This window comes from Micromonospora sp. L31 (genome assembly GCF_052068075.1).
Classification (GTDB): Bacteria; Actinomycetota; Actinomycetes; order Mycobacteriales; family Micromonosporaceae; genus Micromonospora; species Micromonospora purpureochromogenes.
Window position 1 is genome coordinate 1,070,472 of record NZ_JBQHDC010000001.1, and the last position, 17,767, is coordinate 1,088,238.

Here is a 17,767-nt window from a genome sequence, read left to right on the forward strand (position 1 = left end):
GAGTCCGACTTTTCCGAAATAGCTTGACTCGCCGCTGGCGCAGTGTGACTCTATGGGTACGCAGCGTTGTCGCGACGAAGGTCCGGTAGCGCGCGGGGAACCAAACCGGGGGGATGCACGGGGCGGCCGGCTCGTGGACGGAAAGTCTGTCCATCACCGACCGCCCCGTGCGCTGTCTTCGGCGGCCGCCCGTGCGGGGCTGGACGATGCGCGTAAGGTGGAAGGTCGCGCAGCACACCCGTTCGACAGGAGCTTCCATGACCAGCACCCTCCCGGCGTCCACCAGTGGCGCGCGGCCGAGCACCCTCGCCGAGGGCGACTACAAGGTGGCGGATCTGTCGCTCGCCGAGTTCGGGCGCAAGGAGATCCGGCTCGCCGAGCACGAGATGCCCGGCCTGATGGCGATCCGCCGCGAGTTCGCCGACGCCCAGCCGCTCGCCGGCGCCCGGATCACCGGCTCGCTGCACATGACCATCCAGACGGCCGTCCTGATCGAGACCCTGGTCGCGCTCGGCGCGCAGGTCCGCTGGGCGTCCTGCAACATCTTCTCCACCCAGGACCACGCCGCCGCCGCGATCGTCGTCGGCCCGAACGGCACTCCCGAGGCTCCGGCCGGTGTACCCGTGTACGCCTGGAAGGGCGAGAGCCTGGAGGAGTACTGGTGGTGCACCGAGCAGGTGCTCGCCTGGCCCGACGGCGCCGGCCCCAACATGATCCTCGACGACGGTGGTGACGCCACCCTGCTCGTGCACAAGGGCGTCGAGTTCGAGAAGGCCGGGGTCGTCCCGCCGGTCGAGTCCGCCGACTCCGAGGAGTACGCGGTCATCCTCGGGCTGCTGCACCGCTCGCTCGCCGAGGACGGCCAGCGCTGGACCCGGATCGCCTCCGCCATCAAGGGCGTGACCGAGGAGACCACCACCGGCGTGCACCGGCTCTACGAGATGCACCGCGCCGGCACCCTGCTCTTCCCGGCCATCAACGTCAACGACTCGGTGACCAAGAGCAAGTTCGACAACAAGTACGGCTGCCGCCACTCGCTCATCGACGGCATCAACCGGGCCACCGACGTGCTCATCGGCGGCAAGATGGCGGTCGTCATGGGCTACGGCGACGTGGGCAAGGGCTGCGCCGAGTCGCTGCGCGGCCAGGGCGCCCGGGTCGTGGTGACCGAGGTCGACCCGATCTGCGCGCTCCAGGCGGCGATGGACGGCTACCAGGTCGCCACCCTGGACGACGTGGTCGAGCAGGCCGACATCTTCATCACCGCGACCGGCTGCTTCGACGTCATCACCAACGAGCACATGGCCCGGATGAAGCACCAGGCCATCGTCGGCAACATCGGCCACTTCGACAACGAGATCGACATGGCCGGCCTGGCCAAGCGCTCGGACGTCACGCGGGAGAACATCAAGCCGCAGGTCGACCTCTGGAAGTTCGACGACGGCCACGCCATCATCGTGCTCTCCGAGGGCCGCCTGCTGAACCTGGGCAACGCCACCGGTCACCCGAGCTTCGTGATGTCGAACTCGTTCGCCAACCAGACGATCGCCCAGATCGAGCTGTTCACCAAGACCGACGAGTACCCGGTCGGCGTGTACGTGCTGCCGAAGCACCTGGACGAGAAGGTCGCCCGGCTGCACCTGGGCGCGCTGGGCGCCAAGCTGACCCAGCTCACCAAGGAGCAGGCCTCCTACCTCGGTGTCGCCATCGAGGGCCCGTTCAAGCCGGAGCACTACCGCTACTGAGTTCCGCCTAAAAGGACCGGGTCGGCCGCCGCGCGGCCGGCCCGGTCCTTTTCTCGTACGCCCACAGTCAAGGCCCCCGGCGCTCCGCGCCGGCTCCCGCCGCCGTCCGCCCTCCGGCCCCGCCCCCCTGCCCCCGTTGCGGCGTGTCGCGGTGTCCGGGCGTGGGGATACCGCGACACACCGCATCTCGGGCGGGACGGGACGTCGTGCCGCCCCGGGCGTGACGGGGGTCAGCGTGGGGTGTGGCGGGTGGGGCGGATCCAGGTCCAGACGCACCAGGCGAGCCAGGCCAGTGACACGGCGGCGGCCAGCGGGCGCAGCCGCAGCTCGCTGAGCACCACGACCAGCGCCAGCACCGCCAGCCAGGGCAGTAGGCCCCTCACGGTCGGCGTCCGGTGGCGTGGGGCTGGTCGGTGGTGGACCGCCGGTGTGCGGGGTCGACGACTGCCTCCGCACGGGCGGAAATCCCTGGCGGCGGTGGGTCGGCCGGCGTGCTGGTGGAAGTGATCAAGGGGCCTCGTCCCGTCCGTGAACGTCGGGCCGATCCTGTCACGGGACGGACAGGTGAACTCGTGGCGACCGGCTTGACGGCGCCGTGGGAGCAGGAGGAAGGTAAGTCTGCCCTAAGTTAAGTGAGGCAATCCTCATCAACCCGGAGCATCGATGTTCGCCACGTACCTGATCGGCCTGCGTGAGGGCCTGGAAGCGACCCTGGTGGTCAGCATCCTGGTCGCCTTCCTGGTGAAGTCGCAGCGCCGGGACCGGCTGCCCCAGGTGTGGGCCGGCGTCGGTCTGGCCGTGGTGCTGTCGGTGCTCTTCGGCTGGCTGATCGAGTACACCTCCAGCTCGCTGCTCGCCCGCTCCGAGGACCGCGAGCTGTTCGAGGCGGTGACCTCCGTCGCGGCCGTGGTCTTCGTGACCTGGATGATCTTCTGGATGCGCAGGGCCGCCCGGACGATCGCCGGCGAGCTGCGGGGCAGGCTCACCGAGGCGCTGGCGGTCGGCTCGCTCGCGGTCGCCGGCATGAGCTTCCTCGCGGTGATCCGGGAGGGGCTGGAGACCGCCCTGATCTTCTACTCCGCCGCCCAGGGCGCGGCGGGGGACAGCGGTCCGCTGCTGGCGCTGATCGGCGGCATCGTCACCGCCGTGGTGATCGGCGTCCTGCTCTACGCCAGCGCGCTGCGGATCAACCTGTCGAAGTTCTTCACCTGGACCGGCGCGCTGCTCATCCTCGTCGCCGCCGGCATCCTCAAGTACGGCGTGCACGACTTCCAGGAGGCCGGTGTCCTGCCCGGCCTGAACGACCTGGCCTTCGACATCACCTCGGTGCTCGACCCGAACACCTGGTACGCCGCCCTGCTCGCCGGGATGTTCAACATCACCGCCACCCCGAGCGTGCTGGAGATGGTCGCCTGGGTCGCCTACGCCGTGCCGGTGCTGTTCCTCTTCCTCCGCAAGCCGTCGCCCGCCGGCAAGCCGACCGCCCCGGCCGCGACGCCGACCCCGCCCACGACCGCCCCGGCCGGCGAAGCCGCCCCGGACACAGACGCCGCCCCGGCCGGTGAGCCCGCCGGGTCCGACATCGACCGCCCGGCCTCCGCGCCGCAGCGCGCCTGAACCCACCTGCTCCGAGGAGACAGAAACTGATGCGTACCACCCGCTGCCTGGTGCTCGCCGCCGCCGGCGTGCTGGCCGTCACCGGTGTGACCGCCTGTAGTGACGGCAAGGAGCAGGACGGCGCGAAGGGCGCCAATGCGGTGAAGGTCAAGGCCAGCGACACCACCTGCGAGGTCGACGTCACCGCCCTCGACGCCGGCCAGGCGACCTTCACCATCACCAACTCCGGGAGCAAGGTCAACGAGTTCTACGTGTACGCCGCCGGTGACCGGGTGATGGGCGAGGTGGAGAACATCGCCCCGGGGCTCAGCCGCGAGCTGCGCGTCGAGCTGCCCGCCGGGACGTACGAGACCGCGTGCAAGCCCGGGATGAGCGGCCGGGGCATCCGGGGCGCGCTGAAGGTCAGCGGCGCCGCCGCGACCGTCGCGCCGGACGCCGCGCTGGCCCAGGCCACCGCCAGCTACCAGCGGTACGTGGCCAGCCAGACCGGCGCCCTGCTGACCAAGACCGAGGAGTTCGTCGCCGCGGTCAAGGCCGGCGACGTGGCCAAGGCCAAGGCGCTCTACCCGGTCGCCCGCACGTACTGGGAGCGGATCGAGCCGGTGGCGGAGATCTTCGGCGACCTCGACCCCAAGATCGACGGCCGCGAGGAGGTCATCGAGGAGGGGATGGAGTTCACCGGCTTCCACCGGATCGAGAAGGACCTCTGGCAGTCCGGCGACATCAGCAAGGACGGCCCGATCGCCGACCGGCTGCTCGCCGACGTCAAGGAGATCGTGGCCAAGGCCAACGCCGAGAAGCTCAACCCGCTCCAGCTCGCCAACGGCGCCAAGGAGCTCCTCGACGAGGTCGCCAGCGGCAAGATCACCGGCGAGGAGGACCGCTACTCGCACACCGACCTCTGGGACTTCAACGCCAACCTGGAGGGTTCGAAGGCCGCGATCGCCGCGCTGCGCCCGGCCCTGGAGCAGCGCTCGCCCGAGCTGGTCACCCAGCTCGACACGGAGTTCGCCAACGTCGAGAAGGCGCTCGGGCAGCACCGGGCCGGTGACGGCTGGAAGCTGCACACCGAGCTGAGCAAGGCCCAGCTCAAGGAGCTGTCCGACAGCATCAACGCCCTCGCCGAGCCGATCAGCAAGGTCGCTGCCGTCGTCGCCCGATGACGGCCGGTCCCACAGGAGAACCGATGAGCGAGCAGAGCAGCGCGTCCACCACGTCCGCCGAGGCTTCTCGGGGCGGGCTGTCCCGGCGACGGGCCATCACCCTCGCCGGGGTCGGGGTCGCCGGGGTGGCCGGCGTCGCCGCCGGTGCGGGCGCGCTGCTCCGCGACGCCGACCAGGCGGTGGCCGGCGACGTGGCGGCCGGCGCGGTGCCGTTCCACGGCGAGCACCAGGCCGGCATCACCACCCCTGCGCAGGACCGGCTGCACTTCGTCGCGTTCGACGTGATCACCAAGGACCGGGCCCGGCTGGTGGCGCTGCTCCAGGAGTGGACGGCCGCCGCCGCCCGGATGACCGCCGGCCGGGACGCCGGGGTGATCGGCGCGGTCGACGGCATGCCGGAGGCCCCGCCGGACGACACCGGTGAGGCGCTCGGTCTGCCGCCGTCGCAGCTCACCCTCACCATCGGCTTCGGCCCGTCGCTGTTCCGGGACGCGCAGGGCCGGGACCGGTTCGGTATCGCCGATCGCCGCCCCGCCGCCCTGGCCGACCTGCCGCACTTCGCCGGGGACGCGCTGCGCCCGGAGATCTCCGGTGGCGACCTCTGCATGCAGGCCTGCGCCAACGACCCGCAGGTGGCGGTGCACGCCATCCGCAACCTGGCCCGGATCGGCATGGGCGTGGTCAGCGTCCGTTGGTCGCAGCTGGGCTTCGGGCGTACCTCGTCGACCTCGCGGGGCCAGGCGACGCCGCGCAACCTCTTCGGCTTCAAGGACGGCACCGCCAACCTCAAGGCGGAGGACGCCGCGCTGCTGCGCGAGCAGCTCTGGGCCCAGCCCGGTGACGGGCCGGACTGGATGACCGGCGGGTCGTACCTGGTCACCCGGAAGATCCGGATGCAGGTCGAGACCTGGGACCGCACCTCGCTGGTCGAGCAGGAGCAGATCGTCGGGCGGACCAAGGGCGTCGGCGCGCCGCTGGGCCGCCGCGACGAGTTCGACGAGCCCGACTTCGACGCCAAGGGCGACGACGGGGAGCCGGTGATCGCCGAGGTCGCGCACGTGCGGCTCGCCCACCCGAGCCGCAACAACGGCGCCCGGCTGCTGCGCCGGGGCTACAACTTCGTGGACGGGTCCGACGGGCTGGGTCGCCTCGACGCCGGACTCTTCTTCATCGCGTACCAGCGGGACCCGCGCAAGCAGTTCGTGCCGATCCAGACCCAGCTCGCCCGCAACGACGTGATGAACGAGTACCTGCGGCACGTCTCCAGCGCGCTCTTCGCCTGCCCGCCCGGCGTCCGGGACGCCGCCGACTGGTGGGGCCGCTCGCTCTTCAGCTGACCGTCCCGCCGCCGCCGTCCGGTCGAGCGTGCCATCGTGCCCGCAGCCGGTCCGACGGGCGTCAGGACGGGGGCACCGGCGGGCTCGACGCGGGGCGGGGGGCCGGGACCGCGGGCCGGAGGCCGGCCGTGGTGGCGTCCGCGGTCGCCCCGACGGGTACGGCAGGGGTGGCCGGGGCCGGTGACAGTTCCGGCCAGAGGCTGGCGGTGAGCGTGCGGGCCCGCCGCAGCCGCAGCGCCCCACGGCGGTTGCGTTCGGCCAGCACGGCGGCCAGCAGCAGCGGCTCCGGTACGCGGGCCGGCGGTGGCGGCGCCGTCACCGCGGCCACCTCGCTCCACAGTGCCCGCGCCAGCAGGGTCCGCGACGGCTCGGCGAACCGGTGCGCCCGGGTCAGGTACTGCCGCACGGCCAGGGCCAGCGGGTCGTCCAGCCGGGTCAGGTCCAGGCGGACCGCCCAGCCGGTCAGCGGCGGGATGATCATCGGTGCCGGCAGCCAGGGCTGCTGGGTGCGGGTGTGCACCACCATCGTGCCGGCCACCAGGTCGCCCAGCCGCCGGCCGCGCCGGTCGGTGAGCATCACCGCCACGCCGGCGACCCAGCTCAGCAGCGGCAGCACCAGACCGGGCCACTCCACCGCGACCCCGACCAGCGCCCGGCTCAGCGACTGCCGTACCCCGACCGGGCCGCCGTCGGCGCTGACCACCCGCAGCCCCACGGCCAGCTTGCCCGGGGTGCGGCCGTGGTTGAAACGTTCGAAGAGCACCGGGTAGCCGACCAGCAGCAACACCAGGAAGACGGTCGCCAGCGCGTTCATCAACGCCCCGTCGACGCCGGGCAGCGCGTTGAGCGCCAGGCCCGTCAGCGCCATCCCGAGCAGCACCACCAGCACCAGCTGGACCGCGACGTCCAGCAACAGCGCCAGCACCCGGGAGCCAAGCCGGGCCGCCCGCACGTCCAACTGGACGGCCTCGCCGCTGACCAGGCCGGCGTCAGCGCCCGTCGGGGAACGGTCGGCCGCGCCGGTCGCGGCGGGCACCGGTGGTTGCGCTCTCACCCGCACAGTGAACACTATGAGCGCCGGACGGGGGAGGACGAGTGGATCTCGACGCGTACGTCGCCGAGCACCAACACGAGTGGCGGCGGCTGGAACAGCTCTGCGACCGGCGTCGGCTGGACGCCGACGAGGTCGACGAGCTGGTGGCGCTCTACCAGCGCGCCGCGACCCACCTGTCCGCGCTGCGCAGCCGCTCACCCGACCCGGGTCTGGTCAGCCGGCTCTCCCAGCTGGTGCTGCGCGCCCGGGCCCGGGTGACCGGGCGGCGCGGCGCGTCCTGGTCCGCGGTGGCCCGGTTCGTCACCGTCGGCTTCCCGGACGCCGTCTACCGCGCCTGGCCGTGGTGGTGCGCGGTGGCGACCGGGTTCAGCCTGCTCAGCGGCTTCCTCATCTGGTACGTCGCCGGTCACCCGGAAACCGCTGCGGCGTTCATCGGCCCGCAGGCGGCGGCCGAGCTGGTCGAGTCGGGCTTCGCCGGCTACTACACCGAGTTCTCCGCGCCGACCTTCGCCTTCCACCTGTGGACCCACAACGCCTGGGTAGCCGCCCAGTGCCTGGCGTCCGGCGTGCTGGTGGTGCCGGTGTTCTACCTGCTCTGGCAGAACGCGCTCAACGTCGGCGTGGTCGGCGGCGTGATGGTCTCCTACGGCCGGGCCGACGTCTTCTTCGGACTGATCACCCCGCACGGCCTGCTGGAGCTGACCGGGGTCTTCGTCGCCGCCGGGGTGGGCCTGCGGACCGCGTGGGCGTGGATCTCGCCGCCGGCGCACCTGAGCCGGGGCCGGGCCGTCGCCGAGGCGGGCCGCTCGGCGATCCTGGTCGCCGTCGGCCTGGTCGGGCTCTTCGCGGTCTCCGCGCTGCTGGAGGCATTCGTCACCCCGGCGCCGGTGCCGATCGCGCTGCGCGTGGCGCTCGGGGCCATGGTCTGGCTGGGCTTCCTCGGGTACGTGGTGATCCTCGGCCGTCGAGCGGTCGCCGCCGAGCGCACCGACCCCTGGCTGGCCGAACTCTGGCCCTCCACCGACCCGGCCCGCGCCTGGCACCGACCGACCCCGACCGCCGACCCCGCTGGTCGCTGACCTGACCCACGCCACCCGGACCGCCGGGAGCGCCGGGTGGGTCAGAGTTGGCCGAGGGCCTTGAGGCGGAGGTAGGTGTCGGCGACCGTGGGGGCGAGGCGGTCCGCCGGGGCGTCCACGACGGTCACGCCGTACCGGGCGAGGGCGGCGCGCACCCGGTCCCGCTCGGCCAGCGCCCGCCAGCCCGCCGCCGCCGCGTAGGCGTCCTCGGGCCGGGTGGGCGCGGCGGTGGTCAGCCGGGTGAGTACCGGGTCGTGCACGGCGGCCACCACCACCCGGTGCCGGGCGGCCAGCCGGGGCAGCACCGGCAGCAGGCCCTCGCCCAGCGCGCCGGCCTCCAGCGCGGTGAAGAGCACCACCAGGCTGCGCTGCCGCTCCCGACGGAGGATCTCCCCGACGATCAGCTCGAAGTCCGTCTCCACCAGCGCCGGTTGCAGCGGCGCCAGCGTGGTCACCAGCTTGCCGAGCAGGGCGGGGCGTCCGCTGCCGGTGACCGTGGCCCGGATCGCGGCGTCCGCGGCGATCAGGTCGACCCGGTCGCCGGCCCGGGCGGCGAGCGCGGTGAGCAGCAGCGCCGCGTCGATCGCGGTGTCCAGCCGGGGCTCGTCGCCGACGCGTACCGCCGAGGTGCGGCCGGTGTCCAGCACGCAGACCAGCCGGCGGTCCCGCTCCGGCCGCCAGGTGCGGACCAGCACGTCGGCCCGCCGGGCGCTGGCCCGCCAGTCGATCGAGCGGACGTCGTCGCCGACCACGTACTCGCGCAGGGTGTCGAACTCGGTGCCCTGCCCGCGTCCCCGGGTGACCTGCATGCCGTCGATCACCCGCAGCCGGGAGAGCTTCTCCGGCAGGTGCCGCCGGGAGTCGAAGCGCGGCAGCACCCGCAGGGTCCAGGCCGGGGTGACCGGCCGCCCGGCGCGCTGCCGGAAGGCCAGCCCCAGCGGGCCCAGCGAGCGCACCGCCAGGGCCACCGCGGGCCGGTCGCCGCGCCGGTTCGGGGTGAGCCGGCTGGGCAGCAGCGCGTCGCCGCCCGCCGGTACCGGCACGACCCGCTCCGGTGGCACGTCCGGCCGGGCCCCCGCCGAGGGCACCCAGGCGTCGCGGACCTGGGCCCGCAGCGTACGGCCGGAGGTGTTGGTCAGGCGCAGCGCGACGGTGGCGTTGCCGCCGAGCCGGACGGTCCGGTCGCCCTCCCGGGTGGCGGTGACCGCGTGCAGTGGCGCGGCCAGCGCCCAGTCCAGGGCGCAGAGCAGCAGCACCGCGCCGGTCATCGCGACGACCCCGAGGAACGGGTCCGGCCACACCGGCAGGGTCAGCGCGCCCCCCAGCAGCAGGACGGCCGCCCGCCAGGTCATCGCGGCGTCGGCACGGTGGCGAGCACCGTGTCCAGCACCGCGTCCACGCCGACGCCCTCCAGTTCCACCTCCGGGCGCAGCCGCAGCCGGTGCCGCAGCGTCGGTCGGGCGGTGGCCTTGACGTCGTCCGGGGTGACGTGGTCGCGCCCGGCCAGCCAGGCCCACGCCTTCGCCGTGTTGAGCAGGGCCGTCGCGCCCCGGGGCGAGGCGCCCAGCTCCAGCGCCGGGGTGGCCCGGGTGGCCCGGCACAGGTCCACGATGTAGCCGAGGACGGCCTCGGCCACGTACACCCGGCCGACCGACTCCCGGGCGGCGGCCAGGTCGGCGGCGGTGGCGACCGGTCGTACGCCGGCGGCGGCCAGGTCCCGCGGGTCGAAGCCGGCGTGGTGGGCCCGCAGCACGCCCAGTTCCTCGTCCCGGGTGGGCAGCGGCACGGTGAGCTTGAGCAGGAACCGGTCCAGCTGCGCCTCCGGCAGCGGGTACGTGCCCTCGTACTCGATGGGGTTCTGGGTGGCGGCGACGATGAACGGGTCGGGCAGCGGCCGGCGGGCGCCCTCGACGGAGACCTGCCGCTCCTCCATGACCTCCAGCAGCGCCGACTGGGTCTTCGGCGGGGTCCGGTTGATCTCGTCGGCGAGCAGCAGGTTGGTGAAGACCGGCCCCTCCCGGAAGGTGAACGCGGCGGTGTGCGGGTCGAAGATCAGCGACCCGGTGACGTCGCCCGGCATCAGGTCCGGGGTGAACTGCACCCGCTTGGAATCCAGGTCCAGCGCCGCGGCGACCGTCCGGATCAGCAGCGTCTTGGCCACTCCCGGTACGCCCTCCAGCAGCACGTGCCCCCGGCAGAGCAGCGCGATCACCAGCCCGGTGACCACGGCGTCCTGCCCGACGACCGCCTTGGCCACCTCGGCGCGCAGCCGGTGCAGGGCGGCACGGGCGTCGTCCGCGCCGGCGGTCGCGGTCGCGGCGGATGCGACGGGGTGGGTCACCGGAGGTCTCCTTCGGTCGGGTGGTCGGGGGGTGCCGCGACCGTACGGGTCACCCGGTCCAGCGACCGGGCCAGTGCCAGCAGTTCGGCGTCGGAGGACGGCTCCCCGCCGTACAGCAGCTCGTGCGCCTCGTCGGTGGTGCCGCCGGTCCGCGCGGCGACCAGCGCGGCCACCTCCGCGGGCGGGGTGGTGGCGGGCAGGTTGAGCCGGGCGGCGAGCCGGTCGAGCGCGGCGGCGCGCAGCGTGTCGGCGGCCGGGCCACGGGCGCGGGCGCGCTGGTAGAGCCGCGCCCGGCCGAGGACCGTCTCGGCGGAGCGCACCCGCACCGGCAGCGGCTCGGCGACCGGCGGGCCGAGCCGGCGGGCCCGCCAGAGCACCACCAGCAGCGCGGCCAGCGCGAGCTGCACCAGCAGCGCCCAGAACCAGGCGGGGAACGCCGCCCAGAGCGGGTTCTGCCGGTCCGGCGGTTGGCCCTGCCCCTGGTCCTGCTCGTCACCGGCGGACGGGCCGTCGCCCTCCGACGGGTCGCCGGAGTCGCCGGAGCCGCCCGGGTAGCCGTCGCCGGGCCGCCCGCCGTTGCCGTCACCGCTGCCGTAGGTGGTCGAGCCGCCGGGGGTGGGCGACCAGGCGGGTTCGCCGCTGCGGCCGGTGCCGAAGTGCGGGGGTGGGGCGTGTCCGTCCAGGTCGAGCCAGACCACCCGGCCGTGGCCGCCGAGCAGCCCGGTGGCCAGCGCCTGGTTGCCCCACTCGCCGATCCGGTCGTTGCGGAACGGGTCGCCGGCGCCGATCACCACCACGTCGGCCGCCCAGGGCAGGTGCACCAGTCCGCCGGAGTAGCAGGTGCGCAGGGTGTTGGCGAAGCCGGCGGGCGGGGCGTACCGCTGGAGCTGGGCGGCGGCGGTGCCGGCCCGGGCGGCCTCGGGCAGCGGGCAGGGCACCCCGTCGGCGTCCGGGGCGACGGCCCGGGTGGCCCAGCGCCGGTCGGCCCGCACCACCGGCAGGTCCACCGACTCCAGCACCCGCAGGGACGGGTCGACCAGGACCAGCCGGCGGCCGGGCGGCAGGTCGCCCAGCGCGCCGACGGTGTCCAGGTGCAGCAGCTCCGGCGCCGGTACGAAGAGCGTCGCCGGCCCGGTGTCGAGCGCCAGCAGGGCCCGCAGGGTGTCCGTCTCCCGCTGCACGGTGACGCCCTGCCCGCGCAGCGCCTCGGCCAGCCGGCTGCCGCCGTCGTCGTTGGTCGCCACCGGGGAGAGGTAGCCCCGCTCGGTGTTGTCCGGCTGGTCGACCGCGTGGGTGACCACGGTGATCGTGAGCAGTGCGGCGGCCAGCGCGAACGGGATCACCAGCCGGTGCCAGCGGCGTCGCCGCCGGGGCGCCGCCGGGGTGGTCGAGGGGGCGGCCGGCGGTGCGGCGGTGGCGGTCATCGCGGCTCCTCCGGACCGCCGGCCAGCACCCGGTCCAGTTCGTCGGCGAGCTCCCGCATCCGCCGGTCGTGCTCGGCGGAGGCGGTACGCCGGGCGTACCAGAGCTCGGAGAAGATCGTGCTCGCGGCGCGGAGCGTCGGGTCGACCGGGGGCCGGTTGCGGGCCGCCGCCTCGGTCAGCTCGGTGACGGTCATGCCGGGGCGCTGCTCGACCGCCCCGGTGGCGACCAGCCGGCGGACCATGCCGCGCAGCCGTTCCCGTACCGCCTCGGCGAAGCGGCCCTCGGCGGCCAGCCGGTCGGCCAGGGAGAGCGCCGGCCCGGGGGTCGGTGCCGCGTCGCCCGCCCGGGGCCGGGGCAGCTCCGGGGTCTCGGCGGCGGGCCGGGTCCGGCGGCGCCGCCGCCAGCGGGGCAGCCGGAAGCGGAGTCGGGGCAGCCGGAGGCGGGGCAGCCGGAAGCGGAATCGGGGCAGCCGGAGGCGGAGGCCGGGCAGCCGGAGGCGGCGTCGGCGGAGCCGGGGCAGCCGGCGCGGCACCCACGCCGGCCAGTGGTACCAGGCCAGCGCGGCCAACCCGACGGCCAGCAGGAGCAGCAGCGCCGCCAGCGGCAGCGGCAGCAGGTCGCCGAGCGCGGCGGTGGCCTCGGTCCACCAGCGGCTGAAGCTCATCGGTCGGCCGCCAGCAGGACGGGCTCGGCGAGGCCGGCCGGGGAGCGGGCGAGCCGGATGTCGAGGCCCTCGGTGCGCATCCGGTTGTCCAGGTGGATCACCGCGTCCAGGCAGGCCAGCGCCGGGTAGGCCACGGTGTTCACGCCGGCCCAGACCGTGATGGCGGCGACCTGGGCCACGGTCGGGTCGCCGAGATCGATCAGGTCGAGGGAGTCGAGCCCGGTGAGGACGCCCAGGCCGAGGCCGATCCGGAGGATCCACCAGCCGAGGTAGCCGAGCAGTCGGACGGCGCCGGCCTGCCCGCCGCCGCGCACGGCGAGCCGTGCCGCGCGGCCGACCGCCCGCTCCACCGGTACCCGGTCCACCGCCAGGGCGGCCGCGACGGAGCCGAACAGGGCGTACGCGACGAACCAGAGGGGGCCCATCAGGCCGGCGAGCATCATCACCAGGCCGACCAGGAGCGCGAGGATCAGGGTGGCGCCGTAGCGGGCACCCCGGGGGCGGAGCAGTTCGCGTACGCCGGCGCGGCGGCCGAGCAGCGCGGCGCCGGCGGCCCGGGCGGCCGGGTTGCCGAGCAGCGTGACGATCACCGCCTCGCTCGCCGCGCCCACCGCCAGCAGGAACCACAGCGGGGCGAGCCCGTCGACGCCCAGCAGCCAGCTCGGCGGCTCGACGCCGGCGGCCAGCCGCAGGGGGTGGAGCAGGAGCTGCTCGCCGACGGCGAACAGGGCGCCCAGCGGGAGCAGCAGCCGGCCCTGGGTACGCAGCAGCAGCACGGCCGAGTCGAGCAGCTCGCCGACGGTGAGGGGGCGCCTCGGGAGCACGGCGGTCGGGCCGACGTCGGGCACGCGTACTCCTGCTCCTGACGGGTCTCGGTGGCGGGCGGCGGGGCACCCGGGGGATCATGGTGACACGGCCCGTCCGATCGGGTGGACCCGCACGCCGCGTGGCCCTCGCGGATGACCTTCGGCGGCGGTCTTCCGCGTGGGACGTGCGGTGACAGCACCCACGGCAGTACCGTGCCGGGTGACGCCGATCCCACCGAACTGAACGGGGATGGAAACATAAATCCCATGAGAGCCCGGGTACTGGTGGTCGACGACGACCCCGCGCTCGCCGAGATGCTCGGCATCGTCCTGCGCAGCGAGGGCTTCCTGCCCTCGTTCGTCGCCGACGGGGAACGGGCGTTGGCCGCGTTCCGGGACAATCGACCCGACATCGTGCTGCTCGACCTGATGTTGCCCGGTATGAGCGGTATCGACGTGGCCCGGGCGATCCGGACCGAATCCGGCGTGCCGATCGTGATGTTGACCGCCAAGAGCGACACCGTCGACGTGGTCCTCGGCCTGGAGTCCGGCGCCGACGACTACGTGGTCAAGCCGTTCAAGCCCAAGGAGCTGGTCGCCCGGATGCGGGCCCGGCTGCGGCGCGGCGAGGACGTCGCCCCGGAGATGTTGACGATCGGGCCGCCCAGCAACCAGATCACCATCGACGTGCCGGCGCACACGGTCAGCCGGGACGGCGAGGAGGTGAAGCTGACGCCGCTGGAGTTCGACCTGCTGGTCGCGCTCGCCCGCAAGCCGCGCCAGGTCTTCACCCGCGAGGTGTTGCTGGAGCAGGTCTGGGGCTACCGGCACGCGGCCGACACCCGGCTGGTGAACGTGCACGTGCAGCGGCTGCGCGCCAAGATCGAGCCGGATCCGGAGCGCCCGGAAATCATCCTCACCGTTCGGGGCGTGGGCTACAAGGCGGGTACCGGATAGCCTGGTCGCACCGTGACCAGCTCCCCGACCCCCCACTCCCGCACCCCCGCCGGCTGGCGACCCGCCGCGCGGGTGCTCTGCCGTGCCCTGGTGGCTCAGGGCCTCGGCCTGCACCAGACCTGGCGCCGGTCGTTGCAGGTGCGGGTGGTCACCATCACGCTGGTGGCCTCCAGCCTGCTGGTCGGCGGCTTCGCCTACCTGATCGCCGACAAGATCACCAACATCCTGGTGGAGAACGCCCAGACCGACGTGCTGCTGCGGCTGCGCAGCGGCAGCGACTACTCGGCGAAGCAGTTCAACCTCTACAGCCAGCCACAGGAGGCCCAGCTCCAGGACACCATCGAGGGCACGGTCAACTACCTGGCCGGCGGTGACCCGCAGCAGACCAGCGGGGTGGTCGTGGCGATCACCGCCGACAGGTACGCGGGGATCATCGAGACCCGGACCTCCCCGGCGACCGACGTCCGGCCGCTGATCAGCCGGGAGCTGCGGGCCGCCGTCGCGGACGGCAAGGTCGCCCACCAGGTCCGCACCGGCCGGCTCGGCGGCGCGCGGACCAAGTACCTGGTGTACGGCTCGCCGGTGCCGACCCGCTTCGGCCAGTTGGAGCTCTACTACCTGGTGCCGCTGACCCGGCAGGACGCCACCGCCGCCGACGCCCGGGCCACCGTGCTCGCCACCGGGGTGGCCCTGGTGCTGCTGCTCGGGCTGCTCGCCGCCCTGGTCACCCGCCTGGTGGTGACCCCGGTCCGGGTGGCCGCCCGCACCGCCCAGCGACTCTCCGCCGGCCTGCTCGACCAACGGATGGTGGTCAACGGCGAGGACGACCTGGCCCTGCTGGCCGCCTCGTTCAACCAGATGGCGACCAACCTGCAACGGCAGATCCTCCGGCTGGAGGAGATGTCCCGGTTGCAGCGCCGGTTCACCTCGGACGTGTCGCACGAGCTGCGTACCCCGCTCACCACCGTCCGGATGGCCGCCGACCTGATCTTCGCCGAGCGCGACGAGTTCGACCCGGCCGTCGCCCGCAGCGCCGAGCTGCTCCAGGCCGAGCTGGACCGGTTCGAGGAGCTGCTCACCGACCTGCTGGAGATCAGCCGCTTCGACGCCGGCTTCGCCATGCTCGACGCCGAACCGACCGACCTGGTGCCGGTGGTGCACCGGGTCGCCGACCGGCTGGCCGGCCTGGCCGAGCGGGTCGGCGTACCGATCCACCTCGACGTGCCGACCACGCCGGTCATCGCCGAGGTCGACCCCCGCCGGGTCGAGCGGGTGCTGCGCAACCTGGTCGGCAACGCGGTCGAGCACGGCGAGGCGAAGCCGGTGCTGATCACCCTCGGCATGGACGAGACCGCCGTCGCGATCACCGTGCGCGACCACGGCGTCGGGCTCAAGCCGGGGGAGGAGAAGCTGGTCTTCAACCGCTTCTGGCGGGCCGACCCGTCCCGCGCCCGACAGACCGGCGGGACGGGCCTGGGCCTGTCGATCAGCCTGGAGGACGCCCGGCTGCACGGTGGCTGGCTGGAGGCGTGGGGCGCGCCCGGGCAGGGCGCACAGTTCCGGCTCACCCTGCCGGCCCGCGCCGGGGACCGGCTCACCACGTCGCCGCTGCGGCTGGTGCCGGCCGACGCCGCGTTGCCGTTCGGCGGTCCCCGGCCCGGCGAGCTGCTGGCGATCGGCCCCGCCGGCGAGGGCGCGCTGGCCATCGGGCCGGCCCCGGCCGCCGACGACGACCGGGCGGAGGTGCACTCGTGAGCGTGAGGGCGCCGCGCGGGCGGACGCTGGCCGGGGCGCTCTGCGCCGCGCTGCTGGCCGTGGCCGGCTGCGGCATCCCGGAGAACACCGAGGTGCAGGTGGACGGGTCCGGGCCGGCGGTGGAGGCGGGCGCGTCCAGCTTCCGCCGCAGCGAGCCGCCCGCCCGGGCGGCCGCCGGCACCGACCGGGAGACCTTCGTCCGCAACTTCCTCTCCGCCGCGGCGGGCGAGCCGGACCGGGCGTACGCGCGGGTCAAGCAGTTCATCGCGCCGGAGAACAAGAGCCGCCTGCAGGAGAAGCAGGGCAGCGAGGTCGCGGTCAACGTGGTCCGGCTGACCGAGGACCCGGTGATCACCGAGAACGCCAACGGGCTGTTCTCCGTGCTCCTGCGGGTGCAGCAGATCGGCGTGCTGCGGTCCAACGGCGTCCTGGCTCCCCCGGTGGCGACCGAGCGGGAGTACCGGTTCACCCTGCGCGGCGCCGTCTCGCCGGGGCAGCAGGGCACCGAGGAGGCCGGCCTCTTCGTCACCGACCCGCCGCACGTGCTGCTGCTCAGCGAGCGGGCGCTGCGGGAGTACTACCAGACCAGCGCGGTCTACTTCTGGAACTCCGACCAGACCCGCCTGGTCGCCGACCAGCGTTACCTGCCGCTGGCGGTGCCGGACGAACGCCGGGTCAGCGAGGTGGTCAAGTGGCTGCTCGCCGGCCCGTCGGAGTGGCTGCGCCCGGCTGCCCGGCCCCTGCCGGACCGCACCGCGCTGATCAACAACGCGATCGAGACGGACGGCCGCTGGGAGGTCACCCTCGAACTGCCGGGTGACGACAACCGCGAGCTGGGCAGGATCGGCATCCAACTCGCCTGGTCGCTGCCGGAGCTGGACGGCCAACTCCAGCTCACCACCCGCAACCAGTCCCGGGTGGCGATCGCGGACCTCAAGCAGCACCGCCTGGCGCACCCGCTCTACCCGATCGACGACACCCCGCAGCGGTTCACCGTCTACGACGGCACGGTCCACGCGCTGAGTTTCCCGGGCGAGGCCAGCGGGGTGGTGCCGCTCGTGCCGGCCGTCAACCGCAACGTCGTCTCGGCCGGGATCAGCCGGGTCGACGACAGGATCTTCGCCGCCCTGGTGGTCGGCGCCCCGGGCGGCCGGCAGCGGCTGGCCGTCGGATCCGGCACCGACCCGGTGCAGGTCGTCCACCGGGGCACCCAGACGTTCGGGGCGATCGGGCGGCCGGTGTGGCTGCGCTCGCTGGACCCCGGCCAGCCGTACGGGCTGATGGTCGCGGACGGCCAGCTCTACCGCTTCGACGACCGGGCCCGGACGGTCCCGGTGCCGTTGACCGCCGCCGGCCGGGTGACGGCGGTGGCCGGCTCGCTGGACGGGCACCGGCTCGCCCTGGTGATCGGCGGTCGGCTCCACCTGGCGGCGGTGAACCTGGCCGGCGGCCTGGTCTCGGTCGGCCCGGCCCGCGCGGTGGCCACCTCGCTGCGCGACCTGTCCGCGGTCGACTGGGCGGCGGAGAACACCCTGGTCGTGGCCGGTACGGCGGACCGTTCGGCGGTCTACTACGTGAGCACCGACGGCGCGCTGGAGACCACGCTGGTGGCCGACGTGGGCGCCCGGGTGACGCACCTGGCCGCGTACCCGACGAACCCGGTGGTGCCGCTGCCCAGCGCGCTGATCATGTACGAGGCGAACGGGGTCGCCTACCGCTATCCCTCGCCGGACACCATCCGGCGCGACCAGGTGCTGGAGGTGGCGCCGCCACCGGCCGGCGTCCGCCCGGGCAGCCCGACCGCCCCCTTCTTCCTGTACTGAG

General features: G+C 74.2%; 15 protein-coding genes. 8 read left to right on the forward strand and 7 right to left on the reverse strand.

What is annotated here, in order from left to right; all coding sequences use genetic code 11:
* Nucleotides 1-257 precede the first annotated feature (257 nt).
* On the forward strand, nt 258-1,745 hold the full coding sequence (gene ahcY / locus ACTMS9_RS05215) for an adenosylhomocysteinase (RefSeq protein ID WP_441147028.1): 1,488 nt from the start codon (nt 258-260) through the stop codon (nt 1,743-1,745).
* 230 nt (nt 1,746-1,975) lie between these two features.
* On the opposite strand, the gene ACTMS9_RS05220 is transcribed toward ahcY, so the two are convergent.
* Nucleotides 1,976-2,128 carry a hypothetical protein gene (locus tag ACTMS9_RS05220; RefSeq protein WP_441164243.1) on the reverse strand — a complete coding sequence of 51 codons (153 nt, stop codon included), beginning with the start codon at nt 2,126-2,128 and terminating at the stop codon, nt 1,976-1,978.
* Between the two features lie 280 nt (nt 2,129-2,408).
* On the opposite strand from ACTMS9_RS05220, the gene efeU reads away from it, so the two are divergent.
* The 3 genes from efeU to efeB are packed head-to-tail and all read left to right on the forward strand — an operon-like array spanning nt 2,409 to nt 5,862.
* A complete protein-coding gene (gene efeU / locus ACTMS9_RS05225) occupies nt 2,409-3,362 on the forward strand; it encodes an iron uptake transporter permease EfeU (RefSeq protein ID WP_441164244.1) in 954 nt (317 codons plus the stop codon).
* A gap of 29 nt (nt 3,363-3,391) precedes the next feature.
* Nucleotides 3,392-4,525, forward strand: a complete 1,134-nt coding sequence (gene efeO, locus ACTMS9_RS05230; RefSeq protein WP_441164245.1) for an iron uptake system protein EfeO — start codon at nt 3,392-3,394, stop codon at nt 4,523-4,525.
* A 23-nt stretch (nt 4,526-4,548) separates the two neighbouring features.
* A complete protein-coding gene (efeB, locus tag ACTMS9_RS05235) occupies nt 4,549-5,862 on the forward strand; it encodes an iron uptake transporter deferrochelatase/peroxidase subunit (protein ID WP_441164246.1) in 1,314 nt (437 codons plus the stop codon).
* Nucleotides 5,863-5,923: 61 nt separating this feature from the next.
* Here the strand turns inward: efeB and ACTMS9_RS05240 are convergent, their stop codons facing one another.
* Nucleotides 5,924-6,916, reverse strand: coding sequence for an RDD family protein (locus tag ACTMS9_RS05240; RefSeq protein ID WP_441164247.1), 993 nt, complete (start codon nt 6,914-6,916; stop codon nt 5,924-5,926).
* Nucleotides 6,917-6,957: 41 nt separating this feature from the next.
* On the opposite strand from ACTMS9_RS05240, the gene ACTMS9_RS05245 reads away from it, so the two are divergent.
* Nucleotides 6,958-7,995 carry a stage II sporulation protein M gene (locus ACTMS9_RS05245; RefSeq protein ID WP_441164248.1) on the forward strand — a complete coding sequence of 346 codons (1,038 nt, stop codon included), beginning with the start codon at nt 6,958-6,960 and terminating at the stop codon, nt 7,993-7,995.
* 41 nt (nt 7,996-8,036) lie between these two features.
* Here the strand turns inward: ACTMS9_RS05245 and ACTMS9_RS05250 are convergent, their stop codons facing one another.
* Genes ACTMS9_RS05250 through ACTMS9_RS05270 form a run of 5 tightly spaced genes read right to left on the reverse strand, consistent with a single transcriptional unit; the run spans nt 8,037 to nt 13,273 of the window.
* Nucleotides 8,037-9,347 carry a DUF58 domain-containing protein gene (locus tag ACTMS9_RS05250; RefSeq protein ID WP_441147014.1) on the reverse strand — a complete coding sequence of 437 codons (1,311 nt, stop codon included), beginning with the start codon at nt 9,345-9,347 and terminating at the stop codon, nt 8,037-8,039.
* Nucleotides 9,344-10,273 (reverse strand): AAA family ATPase, encoded by a 930-nt coding sequence (locus ACTMS9_RS05255; protein WP_441147617.1) that lies wholly within the window; start codon nt 10,271-10,273, stop codon nt 9,344-9,346. Before ACTMS9_RS05255 ends, ACTMS9_RS05250 begins: the two co-directional genes overlap by 4 nt.
* A 59-nt stretch (nt 10,274-10,332) precedes the next feature.
* Entirely contained in the window at nt 10,333-11,760 is a 1,428-nt protein-coding gene (locus tag ACTMS9_RS05260; protein WP_441164249.1) for a DUF4350 domain-containing protein, read from the reverse strand.
* The gene (locus tag ACTMS9_RS05265) at nt 11,757-12,425 is read right to left on the reverse strand and encodes a DUF4129 domain-containing protein (protein ID WP_441164250.1); all 669 of its coding nucleotides are present in this window, start codon (nt 12,423-12,425) and stop codon (nt 11,757-11,759) included. Before ACTMS9_RS05265 ends, ACTMS9_RS05260 begins: the two co-directional genes overlap by 4 nt.
* Nucleotides 12,422-13,273 carry a hypothetical protein gene (locus tag ACTMS9_RS05270; protein WP_441164251.1) on the reverse strand — a complete coding sequence of 284 codons (852 nt, stop codon included), beginning with the start codon at nt 13,271-13,273 and terminating at the stop codon, nt 12,422-12,424. Before ACTMS9_RS05270 ends, ACTMS9_RS05265 begins: the two co-directional genes overlap by 4 nt.
* 225 nt (nt 13,274-13,498) lie before the next feature.
* On the opposite strand from ACTMS9_RS05270, the gene mtrA reads away from it, so the two are divergent.
* The 3 genes from mtrA (at nt 13,499) to ACTMS9_RS05285 (ending at nt 17,766) form a co-directional block, all read left to right on the forward strand.
* Nucleotides 13,499-14,188 carry an MtrAB system response regulator MtrA gene (gene mtrA / locus ACTMS9_RS05275; RefSeq protein WP_441147006.1) on the forward strand — a complete coding sequence of 230 codons (690 nt, stop codon included), beginning with the start codon at nt 13,499-13,501 and terminating at the stop codon, nt 14,186-14,188.
* A gap of 90 nt (nt 14,189-14,278) precedes the next feature.
* Nucleotides 14,279-15,943, forward strand: a complete 1,665-nt coding sequence (gene mtrB, locus ACTMS9_RS05280; protein ID WP_441164438.1) for an MtrAB system histidine kinase MtrB — start codon at nt 14,279-14,281, stop codon at nt 15,941-15,943.
* Entirely contained in the window at nt 15,940-17,766 is a 1,827-nt protein-coding gene (locus ACTMS9_RS05285) for an LpqB family beta-propeller domain-containing protein (protein ID WP_441147004.1), read from the forward strand. Before mtrB ends, ACTMS9_RS05285 begins: the two co-directional genes overlap by 4 nt.
* Nucleotide 17,767 lies beyond the last annotated feature (1 nt).